Raw genomic sequence first — 13765 nt, 5'->3', positions numbered from 1 at the left:
CATGCTACCATGCGCTCACGGATGGCACGACAGCGGACACCGGTGGAGCCGACGGCAGCTCCGGAGCATGCGGTCGAGCCCGTGCCCGGGCTCGACGAGCTCGCGGACGCGGTGCTCTCGATGCGTACCCGCGACGAGGCGAAGCGCTTCCTCCGCGACCTCTGCACCCTGCCCGAGCTCGAGGCGCTCGCACACCGCTGGCAGATCGCACGGCTGCTCGAGCGCGGGATCCCCTACCTCGAGATCGCCGAGCGCGTGCCGACCTCCACCGCGACGGTGACGCGCGTCGCCCAGTGGGTGCGGCACGGGGCGGGCGGCTACCGCATCGCGCTCGATCGCTCGAACCGGAGGCGGGCCCGGTGAGCGGGACGCCGTTCGAGCGTGCGGGCGAGAACGGGCGGCTCACGCTCGCGGTCCCGTCGAAGGGCCGGCTCGGCGAGCCGGCGCTGCGGCTCTGCGCAGAGGCCGGGCTCACGTTCGAGCTCACGGAGCGGTCGCTCCTCGTTCCCTGCGCCAACGCCCCCGTCGACCTGCTGCTCGTGCGGCCGAGCGACATCCCGGAGTACGTGCAGGACGGCGTGGTCGACCTCGGCATCACCGGCGCGAACCTCGTCCTCGAGGCCGACGCGGACGTCGTCACGATCGCCGACCTCGGCTTCGGGCGCTGCACGCTCGAGGCCGCAGTCCCCGAGGACGCTCCACAGGACGCGCTCGAGGGGCTCGGCGGGCTTCGTGTCGCCACGGCCTACCCGGTCTCGACGCGCCGCCTGCTCGCCGAGCGTGGCATCGACGCGGAGCTCGTGCCGGTCTCCGGCTCCGTCGAGGCGGCACCGCGGCTCGGGCTCGCCGACGCGATCGTCGACCTCGTCTCGACCGGCTCGACGGTGAGCGCCAACGGCCTGCGCCGGATCGGGCTCCTCCTCTCGTCCCAGGCGGTGCTGATCGGCGGGCGCGAGGCGATCGAGCGACGCCGAGAGCTCGTCGACCGGCTCGACCTGATGCTCCTCGGCGTCGTCGCCGCCAGGCGTCGGCGGTACGTGATGATGAACGCGCGGGCCGACGATCTCGCGCGGATCCGGACGGTGCTCCCGAGCATGGGCGCGCCGACGGTCGTCCCGCTCGCGGACGAGGGGGAGATCGCCGTTCACGCCGCCGTCGACGCCGACGACGTCTGGGAGCTGCTCCCGGCGCTCAAGGACGCGGGGGCGACCTCGATCCTCGTCCTCCCGGTGGAACGGCTGGTCGCATGAGACAGGAGGGCCTCGACGACGCGCTCGAGGCCGTCGCCCCGATCGTCGCGGACGTCCGCGACCGGGGCGATGCCGCACTGCTCGAGTGGACCGAGCGCTTCGACGGGCCGCGGCCCGAGGGCGTCCGCGTCCCCCGCGAGCGGATCGCCGCGGCCTCGGTCGACGACGACGTGCTCCAGGCGCTGCGGTCGATGATCGCCGCGGTGCGGCGCTTCAGCGAGGCGCAACGGCCCGCGGACACGCGGGTCGAGGCGATGCCGGGGATCGTCGCGGAGCGGCGGTGGCTCCCGGTCGACGCCGTCGGCGTCTGCGTCCCCGGCGGTCGCTCGCCGCTGCCCTCGTCGCTCGTGATGGCGGCCGTGCCGGCACAGGTGGCCGGCGTCCGCCGGATCGCCGTCGTCACGCCGCACCCTGCCGACGCGACGCTCGTCGCTGCGCGCGAGCTCGGGCTGGACGAGATCTACAGCGTGGGCGGCGCACAGGGGGTGGCCGCGCTGGCGTACGGCACGGACACGATCCCCGCCGTCGACCTCCTCGTCGGCCCGGGCAGCCGCTTCGTGACGGCGGCGAAGCTCCTCGTGTCGGCGCAGGTGCGCATCGACCTCCCCGCGGGGCCGAGTGAGGTGCTCGTGATCGCGGACGCGAGCGCGCCGCCGCCGCTCGTGGCGTCGTCGCTGCTGGCGCAGGCCGAGCACGGGAGCGACTCCGTCGCGGTGCTCCTGACCGATGCGCCGACGCTCTCCGAGGCCGTCGCGACGCTCGTCGAGGGGCACGACAACGTCTCCGTCGAGCTGGTCGCGTCACTGGACGACGCGCTGGCGCGCGCCGACGCGTTCGCGCCCGAGCACCTCGAGCTCCACGTCGCCGAGCCCGAGCCGCTCGTCGCGCGCGTGCGCAACGCGGGAACGGTGTTCGTCTCCGTCCCCTCGGTCGTCGGCGACTATGCGGCGGGCGCGACGCACGTCCTCCCGACCGGCGGCCTCGCGCGCTCGTCCGGCGGGCTCGGCCTGGAGACGTTCCTGAAGCCGGTGCAGATCGTGCGCGCCTCGACGGAGGGGATGCGCGCCGCCGCGCAGGTCGTCGACCCGCTGGCCCGGGCCGAGGGCCTCCCGCTGCACGCGGCCGCGGTCGCCGTCGCGGTCGAGGAGGGGGCATGAGCACCGCTGACGCGGCCGCGGTCCGTGCGCTGGCGCAGCCGGTGGGCGAGAGCTTCGCGTCGTATCGCTGGGCGCCCACGGTGGCGGAGGTGGCCGAACGGCACGGGCTCCGTCCCGAGGCGGTGCTCAAGTTCGACCAGAACACGCCTCCGCTGCCCGGCGTGCCGCAGGTGCCGCTGGCGGAGGCGATGGCGACGCTCAACGAGTACCCGGCCGGGGGCTACGTCGAGCTCCGCGCGGCGGCGGCCGCCTACGCGGGGCTCGCGCCCGGGAACGTCGTCGTCGGCGCAGGGGCCGACGACCTCATCCTCCTCCTCGCGCACACGTTCCTCGGCCCGGGGGCCCGCGCGGCGCTGCGGTCGCCGACGTACGCGTACTTCGGCATCGTCACCGCGCTGCGCGCGGCGACCACGGTCGGGATCGAGGACGACGCCGACCTCTACTGGCACTGCAACCCGGACAACCCGACCGGCGCCGTCGCGGAGCCGGAGCGGCTCGTCGAGTGGGCGCGGACACGGCCCGACGCGGTCGTCGTCGTCGACGAGGCGTATCTCGAGTACGGGGCCCGGAGCGCGGCTCCGTGGGTGGACGAGCTTCCGAACCTCGTCGTCCTGCGCACGCTCTCGAAGGCGTTCGGGCTGGCCTCGCTCCGGGTCGGCTACGCCCTCGCGCACCCGGAGACGGCCGCCCTCCTCACCGACCGGCGGGCGCCCGCACCGGTCTCCGGGCCGGCGGCGCGGATCGCGGCGGCGGCGCTCCGCGCGCCGCGGCTGCTCGACCTCGAGTCGACGGTCACCGAGCGCGAGCGCGTCCGCACCGCGCTCGTCGAGGCGGGGTACGCGTGCCCGCCGAGCGCCGCGAACTTCGTGTGGATCCCGACCACGGAGCCCCTCGGCGAGCGGCTCGAGGAGCAGGGCATCGTCGTGCGCCGCTTCCCGTCCGGGATCCGGGCGACGCTCCGCCGTCCCGCCGAGAACGACGTGCTCCTGCGGGCGCTCGGGGCGACTCCCGGGCCCGCTCCGGGCCGGCAGGCGACGCTCGTGCGGACGACGACCGAGACCGCGATCCGCCTCGCGCTCGACCTCGACGGCGCGGGACGGGTGCGCGTCGCGACCGGGATCGGCTTCCTCGACCACCTGCTGACGCTGCTGGCGTTCCACGGCGGGTTCGACCTCGAGCTGCTCGCAGCCGGCGACCTCGAAGTGGACGAGCACCACACCGTCGAGGACGTGCTCGCCGCGCTCGGGGCCGCGGTCTCGGAGAGCCTCGGGGCGCGTGCGGGCATCGCCCGCTACGGGTCGGCGGTCGTGCCGATGGACGAGGCCCGTGCAGAGGCGGCGGTCGACCTCGTGCGTCGAGCCCACGCCGAGGTACAGCTCGCGTTCGCGTCCGACCGTGTCGGCACGCTCGCGACGTCGCTCCTCGGCCACGCGCTCGAGCGGTTCGCGATCGAGGCGGGATGCACCGTGCACCTGCGTGCGGCCGGGACGGACGACCACCACGTCGCCGAGGCGGCGTTCAAGGCGCTCGGGCGGGCGCTCGCCGCCGCCGTCGCACCGTCCGGCACGGGCGCACCGTCGACGAAGGGCATGGCGTGAGCGTCCGCGTCGTCCTCGCCGACCACGGGGTGGGCAACCCCCGGTCGGTCTGCTCCGCGCTCGCCCGCGCCGGCGCCGAGCCGGCGGTCACGACGAGCGCCACGGAGGTCGAGCAGGCTCCGCTCGCGGTGGTGGCCGGCGTCGGCCATGTCGCGAGCACCGTGCGGGGGCTCGCCGCGCACGGCCTCGACGACGCGCTCCGCGAGCGAGTCGCCGCCGGCCGCCCGACGCTCGGGATCTGCGTCGGGATGCAGGTGCTGTTCGAGGAGTCGGAGGAGGGTGGACGCGGTCTCGGGCTGCTCGCAGGCCCCGTGCGCCGGCTGCGGGCTCGGCGCGTCCCGCACATGGGCTGGAACGCCCTCGCCGTCGCGGAGGGCGAGCCGCTCGCCGACGGCCTCGAGGGCGCGTTCGTGTACTTCGCCCACAGCTACGCGGTCGAGCCCGCCGACGAGGCCGTCGAGCTCGCGCGGGTCGACCACGACGGCCGCGTCGTCGCCGCCGTCGCGCACGGGCCGCTCGCCGGGGCGCAGTTCCATCCGGAGCGAAGCGGGGCGGCCGGCGCTCGCTTCCTGGAGAACGTCCTGCGATGGTCGCGAAGCGGGTGATCCCGTGCCTGGACGTCGCGGGCGGCCGCGTCGTCAAGGGCGTCAACTTCGTGGGGCTCCGCGACGTCGGCGACCCGATCGTGCTCGCCACCCGCTACTCCGAGCTGGGAGCCGACGAGCTCGTCTTCCTCGACATCACCGCAACCGTCGAGGGCCGCAGGCCGATCCTCGAGCTGATCGCGCGCTCGGCGGACGAGCTGACGATCCCGTTCACGGTCGGCGGCGGCGTCACCGGGCTCGACGACGCGCAGTCCGTGCTCCGCGCCGGTGCGGACAAGGTCGCCGTCAACCGGGCCGCCTTCGACGAGCCGGCGATCCTCACGGCGCTGGCCGACGAGTACGGTGCGCAGGCGGTCGTGTGCGCGATCGACGCGCGCCGCGCGAACGGCGGCTTCGAGGTCGTCACCCACGGCGGGCGGACACCCCGCGGCCGGGACGCCGTCGAGTGGGCCGTAGACGCCGTCGGGCACGGCGCGGGCGAGCTCCTCGTCACGTCGATCGACGCCGACGGCACCCGTGCCGGGTACGACCTCGAGCTCACCGCCGCGGTCGCCGACGCGGTCGAGGTGCCGGTGATCGCCTCCGGTGGGGCAGGCTGCGCCGCGCACATGGCCGACGCGTACGCAGCGGGCGCCGAGGCGGCGCTGATCGCGTCGATCGTCCACGAGCGGCCGGAGCGGCTGCCGTCCCTGAAGTCGGAGCTCCGGGAGGCAGGGTGGCCGATCCGGATCTGATCCCGGTCGTCGTCCAGGACGTCGCCTCGGGTCGTGTGCTGATGCTCGCGTACGCCGACGACGAGGCGCTGCGTCGCACGCGGGAGAGTGGCGAGGCCTGGTTCTGGAGTCGCTCGCGTCGCGCGTACTGGCGAAAGGGCGCGACCTCCGGCAACACCCTCGCGGTGGAGGAGATCGCGGACGACTGCGACGGGGACGCGGTCCTCTACCGCGTACGACCGGCCGGTCCCGTCTGTCACACGGGGGCGGAGTCGTGCTTCGCGCCCTGGCTGTGGCGCGTGATCACGGAGCGACGGGCAGAGCGGCCGGACGGCTCGTACGTCGTGTCGCTCCTCGACGCCGGCCCGGCCGAAGCCGCGCGGAAGGTCGGGGAGGAGGGGGTGGAGGCGGCGCTCGCGGGCGCGGCGGAGTCGGACGACCGGCTCGTCTCCGAGCTCGCCGACCTCTGGTTCCACGCCCTCGTGCTCCTCGCTGCGCGGGGTCTCGACCCGACCGCCGTCGAGGACGAGCTCCGTCGGCGCCACGCCGACCGCTGAGCGCCGGCGAGCGGGCCGACCTCGACCTCAGTCCGGCAGCAGCGGCACCGAGATCCCGGGGTCACGGCCGAGGAGCAGCGCCCGGGTCACCGCACCCGGGCCGAAGCGCTCGTGGATCTCGTCCAGCGCCGCGTCGAGCGACGCCTCGGGCGCGGGCTCGAAGGGCAGTGCGAGCTGGACACGGTCGTCGCGCTCGAGGTTCGTGAGGGAGATCCCGACGAGCGTCAGCCCCTGCGTGCGGATCAGCGGGGCCGACGCCGCGAGCAGGTCGCGGGCGGCGTCGAGGACGGTCTGCGTCCGCGCCGTCGCCTGCGGAAGCGTGCGCGACCTCGTCGCCCGGGCGAAGTCGGCGAAGCGCAGGCGGAGCACGACCGTCCTGCACACCCGATGACCGGCACGCAGCCGTCTGCAGACCCGGTCGACGAGCGCGACGAGCGTCGCGTCGACGTCCTTCATGCGCTTCGGACGACTGCCGAGCGCGCGCTGGCTCCCGATCGACCGGCGCCGCCGCGCGACGCGAACGGTCCGCGGGTCGCGGTTGTGCGCGAGGGCGTGCAGCCGGCGTCCGGCCGCCCCGCCCACCATCCACACGAGCACGCGCTCGTCGAGCCCCGCGACCTGGCCGACCGTCCTGATCCCGCGGCTGCGGAGCTTCGCAGAGGTCACGCGTCCGACGCCCCAGAGCCGCTCCACCGGGAGCGGGTGCAGGAACCCGAGCTCGTCCGCCGGGGGCACGACGAGCAGGCCGTTCGGCTTCGCGACCCCGCTCGCGACCTTCGCCAGGAACTTCGTCCTCGCGATCCCGACGGTGATCGGCAGCCCGACCTCGTCGAGGACGCGCCGGCGGAGCCGCTCGGCGATCTCCGCCGGCGTGCCCGCGAGGCGGCGCATGCCGCGGACGTCGAGGAACGCCTCGTCGATCGACAGGCGCTCGACGAGCGGCGTCGTGTCCTCGAACAGCGCGAGCACGGCCGCGCTCGCCTCCGCGTAGGCGGCCATGCGCGGCGGCACGACGACCGCGTGCGGGCAGAGCCGCCGCGCCTGCCGGCCGCCCATCGCCGTCTCGACGCCGTACGCCTTCGCCTCGTAGCTCGCGGCGAGCACGACGCCGCCGCCGACGATCACCGGCTGTCCGCGCAGGCGCCGGTCGTCGCGCTGCTCGACCGACGCGAAGAACGCGTCCAGGTCGGCGTGGAGGATCGTCGCCTCCGACACGAACACATGTTCGCATCCTCGCTCTCGTCGGGCAACCGGCTCGGCGCGCCCGGACGGGGCGGGCTCGTCGTCGGGGATCGGGATCGCCCTCGTCTCGTCGATGGCGGCGCGTCCCCGCCCGGTGCGCGGTGGGTGGCTCGCGGTCGATCGGCGGAGGCCTTTCGGGGCTCGGGAGTAGCATCGGTCCGTGAGCTGGGACGAGGCCTTCGCGGCGCACTACGACGAGTGGGCGGCGCACATGACCGCGGACATTCCCTTCTACGTCGAGCTCGCCCGCGAGGCACAGGGGCGCCTCGTCGAGCTCGCGGTCGGGAACGGCCGCGTGGCGATCCCGGTCGCGCGGGCGACAGGGCGGCCCGTGATCGGGATCGACGCGTCGCCGGCGATGCTCGAGCAGGCCGGGAGGCGGGCCGCCGAGTCCGGGGTCGAGCTCGACCTGCGAGAGGGCGACATGCGCGAGCTCGCGCTCGACGAGCCCGCCGCGCTCGTGTACTGCCCGTTCCGCGCCCTCCTGCACCTGCCGACCTGGGCCGACCGGCGCCGCACGTTCGAGCGCGTCGCCGCGTCCCTCGTGCCCGGCGGGCGCTTCGCCTGGAACGCGTTCGCCTTCGACCACGCGATCGCGGCTCGCCTCGACGGGCGCCGTCACGACGAGCCCGTGCCGCACACGCTCCGCTACGCGGTTGGGGACAACCGCGTCGACATCGTCCTCGATGACGGCGGCACGAGCTCCCTCTGGTGGGCGACGAAGAACGAGTGGCTCGGGCTGATCGACGTGGCCGGGCTCGAGGTGGAGGCCGTGTACGGCGGCTTCGACCGTGAGCCGCTCGGCGACGGGAGCCGCGAGTACGTCTTCGTGACCGCGCGTCCCTGAGGCCGCGTCGCCGACGCTGGCGCTCCCGCCGGGGCCGGACTAGGATCGCGGGCGTGCGGTTCGCGGTCAACCACCTGACCTTCGCCGACCCGATCCCGGCGTCCCTCATCGACTCGGCGCGGGAGGCGCTGCAGGCGGTGGTCGACGCCGGCGGCGACGAGGCCCGGCTCGTCCAGGTGGACGACACCCACGCCTTCCTCGTCCTCGCGTTCCCCGACGCCGAGACGGAAGAGCGCGTCAAGACCGAGGTCGGTGGGCCGTGGATGCGCGAGCACGTCGTGCCGCTGCTCGCGGAGCCGACGGACCGGCGCTCCGGCGAGGTCGTCGCAGGCTTCGACTGAGAGGCGCCGACGCGGCCTCGGCCACTGACGACCGTGCGTTTCGCGCCCGGGCCGCGCGATCGTAGGATCACTAGACCGCGCCGGGGACCCCCCCGGCCCCAAACAGAGAGGAGACGGGATGCCGACGATCATGGCGTACCACGACGTGAAGGACACCGACCACTGGCTCGCGTCGCCGCGGCGCGAGGAGATCTTCGGCCCGATCGGCGTGACCAACATCCGGACGTTCGTCGACCCGGGCAACCGCACGCGCGTCGGGCTGGTGATGGACGTCGCCGACCTCGACGCCGTGATGGCGCTGATGGAGACGCAGGCCGCGGCGGACGCGATGGAGCACGACACCGTCGTCCCCGAGACGGTCGTCTTCCTCGTCGAGGCCTAGGAGCCGCACCGGCTACCGGCAGCGGGGCGGGCGCACGACCGTCGCCTGCCCCGCCCGGGCCGCAGGAGCCGCGGTCGCGCACCCGCCGGCCGGAGAGTCGCGAGCGGCCCCGGCACGACATCCCGGTCGCGTCTTCCGCCCGTGTGGCCTCGGTGCGACACTTGACGTCGGATGACCACCGGGGCGCAGATCGACGTCCGGCGCCTCGACGGCGCCGGCGCCCACGCGGAGTGCGATCGCCTCGCGGACGTCCTTCTCGACTGCGTCGACGGCGGTGCGTCGGTGCGCTACCTGGCGCCGTTCTCACACGAGCAGGCGCGCGACGCCTTCGCGGTGGTCGCCGAGGACGTCCAGCGGGGCCGCCGGGTGCTCCTCGCCGCGTACCTCGGGACGGAGCTGGTGGGCACCGTGCAGGTCGCCCTCGCACAGCAGCCGAACTCGCCGCACCGCGCGGAGATCCAGCAGCTCCTCGTCCGCCGCGCGGCGCGCCGCCGCGGGATCGCCCGCCTGCTGATGGAGGCCGCCGAGCGAGAGGCGCTCGCCGAGGGGAAGACGCTGCTCGTGCTCGACACCGTGACGGGCGACGCCGCGGAGCGTCTCTACGAGGTGACGGGCTGGGCGAAGGTCGGCGTCATCCCCGACTACGCGCTCTACCCGGACGGGCGGCCCTGCGACACGACCGTGTTCTACAAGGCCCTGTGACGCCGCGGGGGCCGGCAGCCGGGTCGGGCCTGTCGCGAGGGGCTCCCGACCGTGACCGGGACGGGGCCCGCGATCCCCGCCGGGAACACGCGGTGCCGACCACGCGTTGACGCAGGGACGATGCCCGTGCTCTTCACGCCCTTCGCCCAGCGCTCCGTCACGCTCCGCAACCGGATCGTCGTCTCGCCGATGTGCCAGTACTCCTCGGTCGACGGGATGCCGAACGAGTGGCACGAGGTTCACCTCGGCAGCCGTGCCGTCGGCGGGGCCGGCCTCGTGATCACCGAGGCCACCGCCGTCACGCCCGAGGGCCGGATCTCCCCCCGGGACGCAGGCATCTGGAACGACCGCCAAGCCGAGGCCTGGTCACGGATCGCCGCCTTCGTGGCGCGGGCCGGCGCCGTGCCGGGCATGCAGCTCGCGCACGCGGGGCGGAAGGCGAGCACGGACGTGCCCTGGCGTGGTCGCGGACGGGTGTCGCCGAGCGACGGCGGATGGCAGCCGGCCGCGCCGAGCGCGATCCCGTTCCACCCGTCCGACGATCCGCCCGCTGCCCTCGAGGCGGCGGGGATCCGCGCGGTCGTCGAGGCGTTCCGCGCCGGCGCCTCGCGCGCGCTCGACGCGGGGTTCCGCCTCGTCGAGCTCCACGCCGCCCACGGCTACCTCCTGCACGAGTTCCTGTCGCCGCTCGCGAACGCGCGCACGGACCGGTACGGAGGGGGGCTCGAGGGCCGGACGCGGCTCGTGCTCGAGGTGGCGGACGCCGTCCGCTCCGTGTGGCCGGAGGAGCTGCCGCTCTGGGTCCGGATCTCGGCGACCGACTGGGCCGACGGCGGCTGGGACGTCGACGAGAGCGTCGAGCTCGCCCGGTCGCTCGCCGCGCGCGGGGTCGACCTGATCGACGTCTCCTCCGGGGGCCTCGTACCCCACCAGGACGTCGTGCTCGGGCCCGGCTACCAGGTGCCGTTCGCCGAGCGGATCCGCCGTGAGGCGGGGATCGCGACCGGCGCCGTCGGGCTGATCACGGAGCCCGCGCAGGCCGAGGCCGTGGTCGCATCGGGACAGGCGGACGTCGTCCTGCTCGCCCGGGAGCTGCTTCGCGACCCCTACTTCCCCCGTCGCGCCGCGCAGGCGCTCGGCGCCGAGCTGACACCGCCCGACCAGTACCTCCGCGCCTGGTAGGGGTCACGACCGCGGCGGCGCGGATCGCCCGACCGGGACCGGTACGGTGCACGTCGGACAGCCGCGACGCGAGGGAGAGAGATGGAGGCCGACGAGCCTCGAGTCACACAGGAGGAGACGGAACCGTTGTCGGGCCAACGGTTCGCGGCCCACGAGCGCATGTCGACGGGTGCCCTCGCACGATGGACGCGGGCATGCGCCACGCATCCCTGGCGCGTCGTCGGCGCCTGGATCGCGATCATCGCCGTCCTCGTGCTCGCCGTCGTGGCGTTCGGCGGGCAGTTGCGGGACGCGTTCGAGATCCCCGGCTCGGACACGCAGAAGGCGACCGACCTCATCGAGGCCGAGTTCCAGGCCGAGCAGGGGGGCGTGCTCAACCTCGTCTTCGCCGCGCCCGTCGGAGAGGCGCTCGACACCCCGGAGCGCCGCGCCGCGATCGAGGAGGCGGTCACGAGGCTGCAGTCCGCCGAGTTCGCGCCGACCGACGAGCGGGCGGGCCTGGAGAGCGTGGGTGACCCGTTCGACGAGAGCACGGTGTCGGACGACGGGCGCATCGCGTACACCGAGGCGCAGTTCGACCGCGTGATCTACGAGAAGGACCGCGACGCCGTCGTCGCCGTGCAGGACGCCGTCCGCGAGACCGTCGAGCCCGCCGGCGTGATCGTCGAGTTCAACGGCGATGCGGAGTACCCCCCGCTCGAGCAGGGGACGCAGGAGCTGCTCGGGCTGCTGGCGGCGATCATCGTGCTCCTCGTCGTCTTCCGGACGTTCGTCGCGTCGGTGATCCCGATCGTGCTCGCGATCACCGCGGTCGCGACCGCCTTCGTGCTGCTGTTCCTGCTCGCCGGCCTGACCGACATCAACACGGTCACGCCGCTGCTCGTCTCGATGATCGGGCTCGGGGTCGGCATCGACTACTCGCTGTTCATCGTCACGCGGTTCCGCCAGCTCATCCACGAGGGGCTCTCGCCACGGGACGCCGCCGCCGAAGCGGGCGCCTCGGCCGGCCGCGCGGTCCTGTTCGCGGGCGCGACGGTCGCGATCTCGGTGACGGGCCTCGCCTTCTTCGGCCTCGACTTCGTGACGAAGCTCGGGTTCGGCAGCGCGCTCGGCGTCCTCACGACGGTGCTGATCGCGAACTCGCTCCTCCTCGCCGTGCTCGCGCTCCTCGGCCACAAGGTCGACCGGCTCAAAGTCCCCTTCCTGCGGCCGATCGACGACTCCGAGGCCGCCCGCGAGAAGACCCTCGTCGCCCGCTGGGGCCGGTTCGTCACCGCGCACGCGGGCATCGTGTTCACGGTCCTCCTCGTCGTCGGGCTCGGGCTCGCGGCGACGTCCATGCTCGTGCGGCTCGGGGCGGCCGACCAGGGCACCCAGCCCAAGGAGCAGACGAGCCGCCGGGCGTACGACCTCCTCGCCGAGGGCTTCGGCGCGGGCTTCAACGGCCCGATCCCGATCGTCGTCGACGTCAACGGCGACCCCGGAGCGCCGCAGCGCATCTACGACGGCGTGGAGGGCCTCCAGGGCGTGGCGTCCGTCGCCGAGCCGCAGTTCAACGACGCGAAGAGCGTCGCGATCGTCTTCGTCACGCCGGACTCCGCACCGCAGGACGAGGAGACCGACCGGCTCGTCGATCGCCTCCGCGCGGACGTCGTGCCCGCCGCGACGGAGGGCGGCGATGCGGTCGCCTACGTCTCGGGCCTCACCGCCGCGTTCAAGGACATCGGCGAGCGCATCGTCGAGCGGCTGCCGCTCTTCCTCCTCTACATCATCGGCGTCACGTTCATCGTCCTCGCGATGGCGTTCCGCTCGATCGTCGTCTCGCTGACCGCGGCGGTGACGACGATCCTCTCGGCCTTCATCGGCTTCGGCGTGCTCACCCTCGTCGTCCAGGAGGGCCACCTGCTCGGGCTCACCGGCCTCGACCGAACGGGGCCGATCGAGACCTTCGTGCCGCCGATCGCCTTCGCGATCCTCTTCGGCCTCTCGATGGACTACATGGTCTTCCTGATGAGCCGGATCCGCGAGGAGCACGTGCACGGCCTGAAGACGCGCGACGCCGTCGACCACGGGATCGCGGCGATCGGGCGCGTCGTCGTCGCCGCCGCACTGATCATGGGCACGGTCTTCGCCGCGTTCGTTCTGAGCGGCGACCGCGTCGCGAAGGAGTTCGGGCTCCTGCTCGCGGTCGCGATCCTCACCGACGCGCTCGTCGTCCGGATGACGCTCGTGCCCGCCTTCTTCACGCTCCTCCAGGAGAAGACCTGGTACATGCCGCGCTGGCTCGATCGGCTGCTCCCGAACATCACGATCGAGCCGCCGCACGACAGCGAGGCTGCTGCCGCGGCGCTCGCGGGCGCGGACGCGCCGGATCCCGAGGCGACCGAGGCCTGAGAAGCGGGCGGCGCGCCGTGCGGGCGGCTCAGCGGGCCCGGCCGAGGGCGAGGAGCAGGCCGGCGACCGACGCCGCGCCCCGGATCGAGCCATCCTCGAGCAGGGCCGTGACCTCGTCGAGCGGCACGAGCACGACCTCCGGCGCCTCCATCTCGTGCGGCTCGGGCTCGTGTCGCCGCTCCGCCCCGCGCGCGAGGAAGACGTGCCCCTGGTTCGCCGCCTTCGAGGCGTCGACGTCGAGCGAGGCGAGCAGCTCGAGCTCGTGCGCCACGAACCCGGTCTCCTCCCGGAGCTCGCGCACGGCTGCGTCGACCGGGGCCTCGCCGGCGTCGAGCTTCCCTCCCGGGAGCTCGAGGGTCACCCGACGGACGCCCTGCTTCCACTGCCGGGTCAGCACGACGCGATCGTCCGACGTCACCGCGACGACGAGCGCGTAGTCCTCGAGCACCCCGACGAGGTAGTCGTCGGCGATGCGCCCGCTCGGGAGCCGCACCGTGTCCCGGCGCACGCGGAAGTGCGGGTCGTCGAAGGCCGGCTCCGAGTCGATCTGCTCCCACTCCTCCGGCGGCATGCGGCGATGCTAGCGACCTCGTGTCACCGGGCGATCGCGGGGCTCGGTCGCGCACGGCGGTGCGCACGACCTCGCGCGTGGTGAGCCCCGGTCGCCCTCAGACGTCCCACGCGCCCGCGAGCAGGCGCGGGACGACGTGGTCGAGGATGCGCAGCGTCATCCCCCAGAGCACGTGGCCGTCGACGTCGATCCCGTCGACCTCGATCGGCTCGGGAAAGCGACGG

The 13765-nt window shown here is 74.3% G+C and carries 15 protein-coding genes; 13 read left to right on the top strand and 2 right to left on the bottom strand.

All coding sequences use genetic code 11. The features are described 5' to 3' along the window. Nucleotides 1–21 precede the first annotated feature (21 nt). Genes AC162C_RS06175 through hisIE form a run of 7 tightly spaced genes read left to right on the top strand, consistent with a single transcriptional unit; the run spans nucleotide 22 to nucleotide 5880 of the window. Nucleotides 22–363 carry a YerC/YecD family TrpR-related protein gene (locus tag AC162C_RS06175; RefSeq protein WP_484096789.1) on the top strand — a complete coding sequence of 114 codons (342 nt, stop codon included), beginning with the start codon at nucleotides 22–24 and terminating at the stop codon, nucleotides 361–363. Then, nucleotides 360–1250 (top strand): ATP phosphoribosyltransferase, encoded by an 891-nt coding sequence (gene hisG, locus AC162C_RS06170; RefSeq protein WP_462973265.1) that lies wholly within the window; start codon nucleotides 360–362, stop codon nucleotides 1248–1250. The genes AC162C_RS06175 and hisG overlap by 4 nt, the downstream gene beginning before the upstream one ends. Then, entirely contained in the window at nucleotides 1247–2407 is a 1161-nt protein-coding gene (gene hisD / locus AC162C_RS06165) for a histidinol dehydrogenase (protein ID WP_484096788.1), read from the top strand. The genes hisG and hisD overlap by 4 nt, the downstream gene beginning before the upstream one ends. Then, complete coding sequence (locus AC162C_RS06160; protein ID WP_484096787.1) at nucleotides 2404–4005, top strand: aminotransferase class I/II-fold pyridoxal phosphate-dependent enzyme; 1602 nt, start codon at nucleotides 2404–2406, stop codon at nucleotides 4003–4005. Before hisD ends, AC162C_RS06160 begins: the two co-directional genes overlap by 4 nt. After that, nucleotides 4002–4610 (top strand): imidazole glycerol phosphate synthase subunit HisH, encoded by a 609-nt coding sequence (hisH, locus tag AC162C_RS06155; protein WP_484096786.1) that lies wholly within the window; start codon nucleotides 4002–4004, stop codon nucleotides 4608–4610. Before AC162C_RS06160 ends, hisH begins: the two co-directional genes overlap by 4 nt. Then, nucleotides 4592–5344, top strand: a complete 753-nt coding sequence (gene hisF / locus AC162C_RS06150; protein WP_484096785.1) for an imidazole glycerol phosphate synthase subunit HisF — start codon at nucleotides 4592–4594, stop codon at nucleotides 5342–5344. The genes hisH and hisF overlap by 19 nt, the downstream gene beginning before the upstream one ends. Next, nucleotides 5326–5880 (top strand): bifunctional phosphoribosyl-AMP cyclohydrolase/phosphoribosyl-ATP diphosphatase HisIE, encoded by a 555-nt coding sequence (gene hisIE, locus AC162C_RS06145; RefSeq protein ID WP_484096784.1) that lies wholly within the window; start codon nucleotides 5326–5328, stop codon nucleotides 5878–5880. Before hisF ends, hisIE begins: the two co-directional genes overlap by 19 nt. Before the next feature lie 27 nt (nucleotides 5881–5907). Here hisIE and dinB read toward each other — a convergent pair whose 3' ends face one another. Beyond that, the gene (dinB, locus tag AC162C_RS06140) at nucleotides 5908–7101 is read right to left on the bottom strand and encodes a DNA polymerase IV (RefSeq protein WP_484096783.1); all 1194 of its coding nucleotides are present in this window, start codon (nucleotides 7099–7101) and stop codon (nucleotides 5908–5910) included. A 181-nt stretch (nucleotides 7102–7282) separates the two neighbouring features. Between dinB and AC162C_RS06135 the strand changes: the two genes are divergently transcribed. The 6 genes from AC162C_RS06135 to AC162C_RS06110 all read left to right on the top strand — a co-directional run bounded on the left by AC162C_RS06135 (nucleotide 7283) and on the right by AC162C_RS06110 (nucleotide 12970). Beyond that, nucleotides 7283–7969, top strand: a complete 687-nt coding sequence (locus AC162C_RS06135) for a class I SAM-dependent methyltransferase (RefSeq protein WP_484096782.1) — start codon at nucleotides 7283–7285, stop codon at nucleotides 7967–7969. A 53-nt stretch (nucleotides 7970–8022) separates the two neighbouring features. Then, the gene (locus AC162C_RS06130; protein WP_484096781.1) at nucleotides 8023–8310 is read left to right on the top strand and encodes a hypothetical protein; all 288 of its coding nucleotides are present in this window, start codon (nucleotides 8023–8025) and stop codon (nucleotides 8308–8310) included. A 118-nt stretch (nucleotides 8311–8428) separates the two neighbouring features. Then, nucleotides 8429–8692: a hypothetical protein gene (locus AC162C_RS06125; RefSeq protein ID WP_484096780.1), complete on the top strand. Its 264-nt coding sequence runs from the start codon at nucleotides 8429–8431 to the stop codon at nucleotides 8690–8692. Nucleotides 8693–8863: 171 nt separating this feature from the next. Continuing rightward, nucleotides 8864–9394 (top strand): GNAT family N-acetyltransferase, encoded by a 531-nt coding sequence (locus AC162C_RS06120; protein ID WP_484096779.1) that lies wholly within the window; start codon nucleotides 8864–8866, stop codon nucleotides 9392–9394. 120 nt (nucleotides 9395–9514) lie between these two features. Beyond that, nucleotides 9515–10576 (top strand): NADH:flavin oxidoreductase/NADH oxidase, encoded by a 1062-nt coding sequence (locus AC162C_RS06115; RefSeq protein WP_484096778.1) that lies wholly within the window; start codon nucleotides 9515–9517, stop codon nucleotides 10574–10576. A gap of 159 nt (nucleotides 10577–10735) precedes the next feature. Further along, nucleotides 10736–12970, top strand: coding sequence for an MMPL family transporter (locus AC162C_RS06110; RefSeq protein WP_484096777.1), 2235 nt, complete (start codon nucleotides 10736–10738; stop codon nucleotides 12968–12970). A gap of 28 nt (nucleotides 12971–12998) precedes the next feature. Here the strand turns inward: AC162C_RS06110 and AC162C_RS06105 are convergent, their stop codons facing one another. Continuing rightward, complete coding sequence (locus AC162C_RS06105; protein WP_484096776.1) at nucleotides 12999–13541, bottom strand: NUDIX hydrolase; 543 nt, start codon at nucleotides 13539–13541, stop codon at nucleotides 12999–13001. Between the last annotated feature and the right edge of the window lie 224 nt (nucleotides 13542–13765).

The sequence above is a fragment of the Gaiella sp. genome (genome assembly GCF_057140465.1).
This window is presented reverse-complemented; position numbering and strand designations above follow the sequence as displayed.

Bases quoted from the DNA above. Each gene is read 5' to 3' on its own strand.
- AC162C_RS06175 (WP_484096789.1), top strand. From the start codon at position 22: ATGGCACGACAGCGGACACCGGTGGAGCCGACGGCAGCTCCGGAGCAT.
- hisD (WP_484096788.1), top strand. From the start codon at position 1,247: ATGAGACAGGAGGGCCTCGACGACGCGCTCGAGGCCGTCGCCCCGATC.
- AC162C_RS06160 (WP_484096787.1), top strand. From the start codon at position 2,404: ATGAGCACCGCTGACGCGGCCGCGGTCCGTGCGCTGGCGCAGCCGGTG.
- hisF (WP_484096785.1), top strand. From the start codon at position 4,592: ATGGTCGCGAAGCGGGTGATCCCGTGCCTGGACGTCGCGGGCGGCCGC.
- AC162C_RS06125 (WP_484096780.1), top strand. From the start codon at position 8,429: ATGCCGACGATCATGGCGTACCACGACGTGAAGGACACCGACCACTGG.
- AC162C_RS06120 (WP_484096779.1), top strand. From the start codon at position 8,864: ATGACCACCGGGGCGCAGATCGACGTCCGGCGCCTCGACGGCGCCGGC.
- AC162C_RS06115 (WP_484096778.1), top strand. From the start codon at position 9,515: ATGCCCGTGCTCTTCACGCCCTTCGCCCAGCGCTCCGTCACGCTCCGC.
- AC162C_RS06110 (WP_484096777.1), top strand. From the start codon at position 10,736: ATGTCGACGGGTGCCCTCGCACGATGGACGCGGGCATGCGCCACGCAT.
- AC162C_RS06105 (WP_484096776.1), bottom strand. From the start codon at position 13,541: ATGCCGCCGGAGGAGTGGGAGCAGATCGACTCGGAGCCGGCCTTCGAC.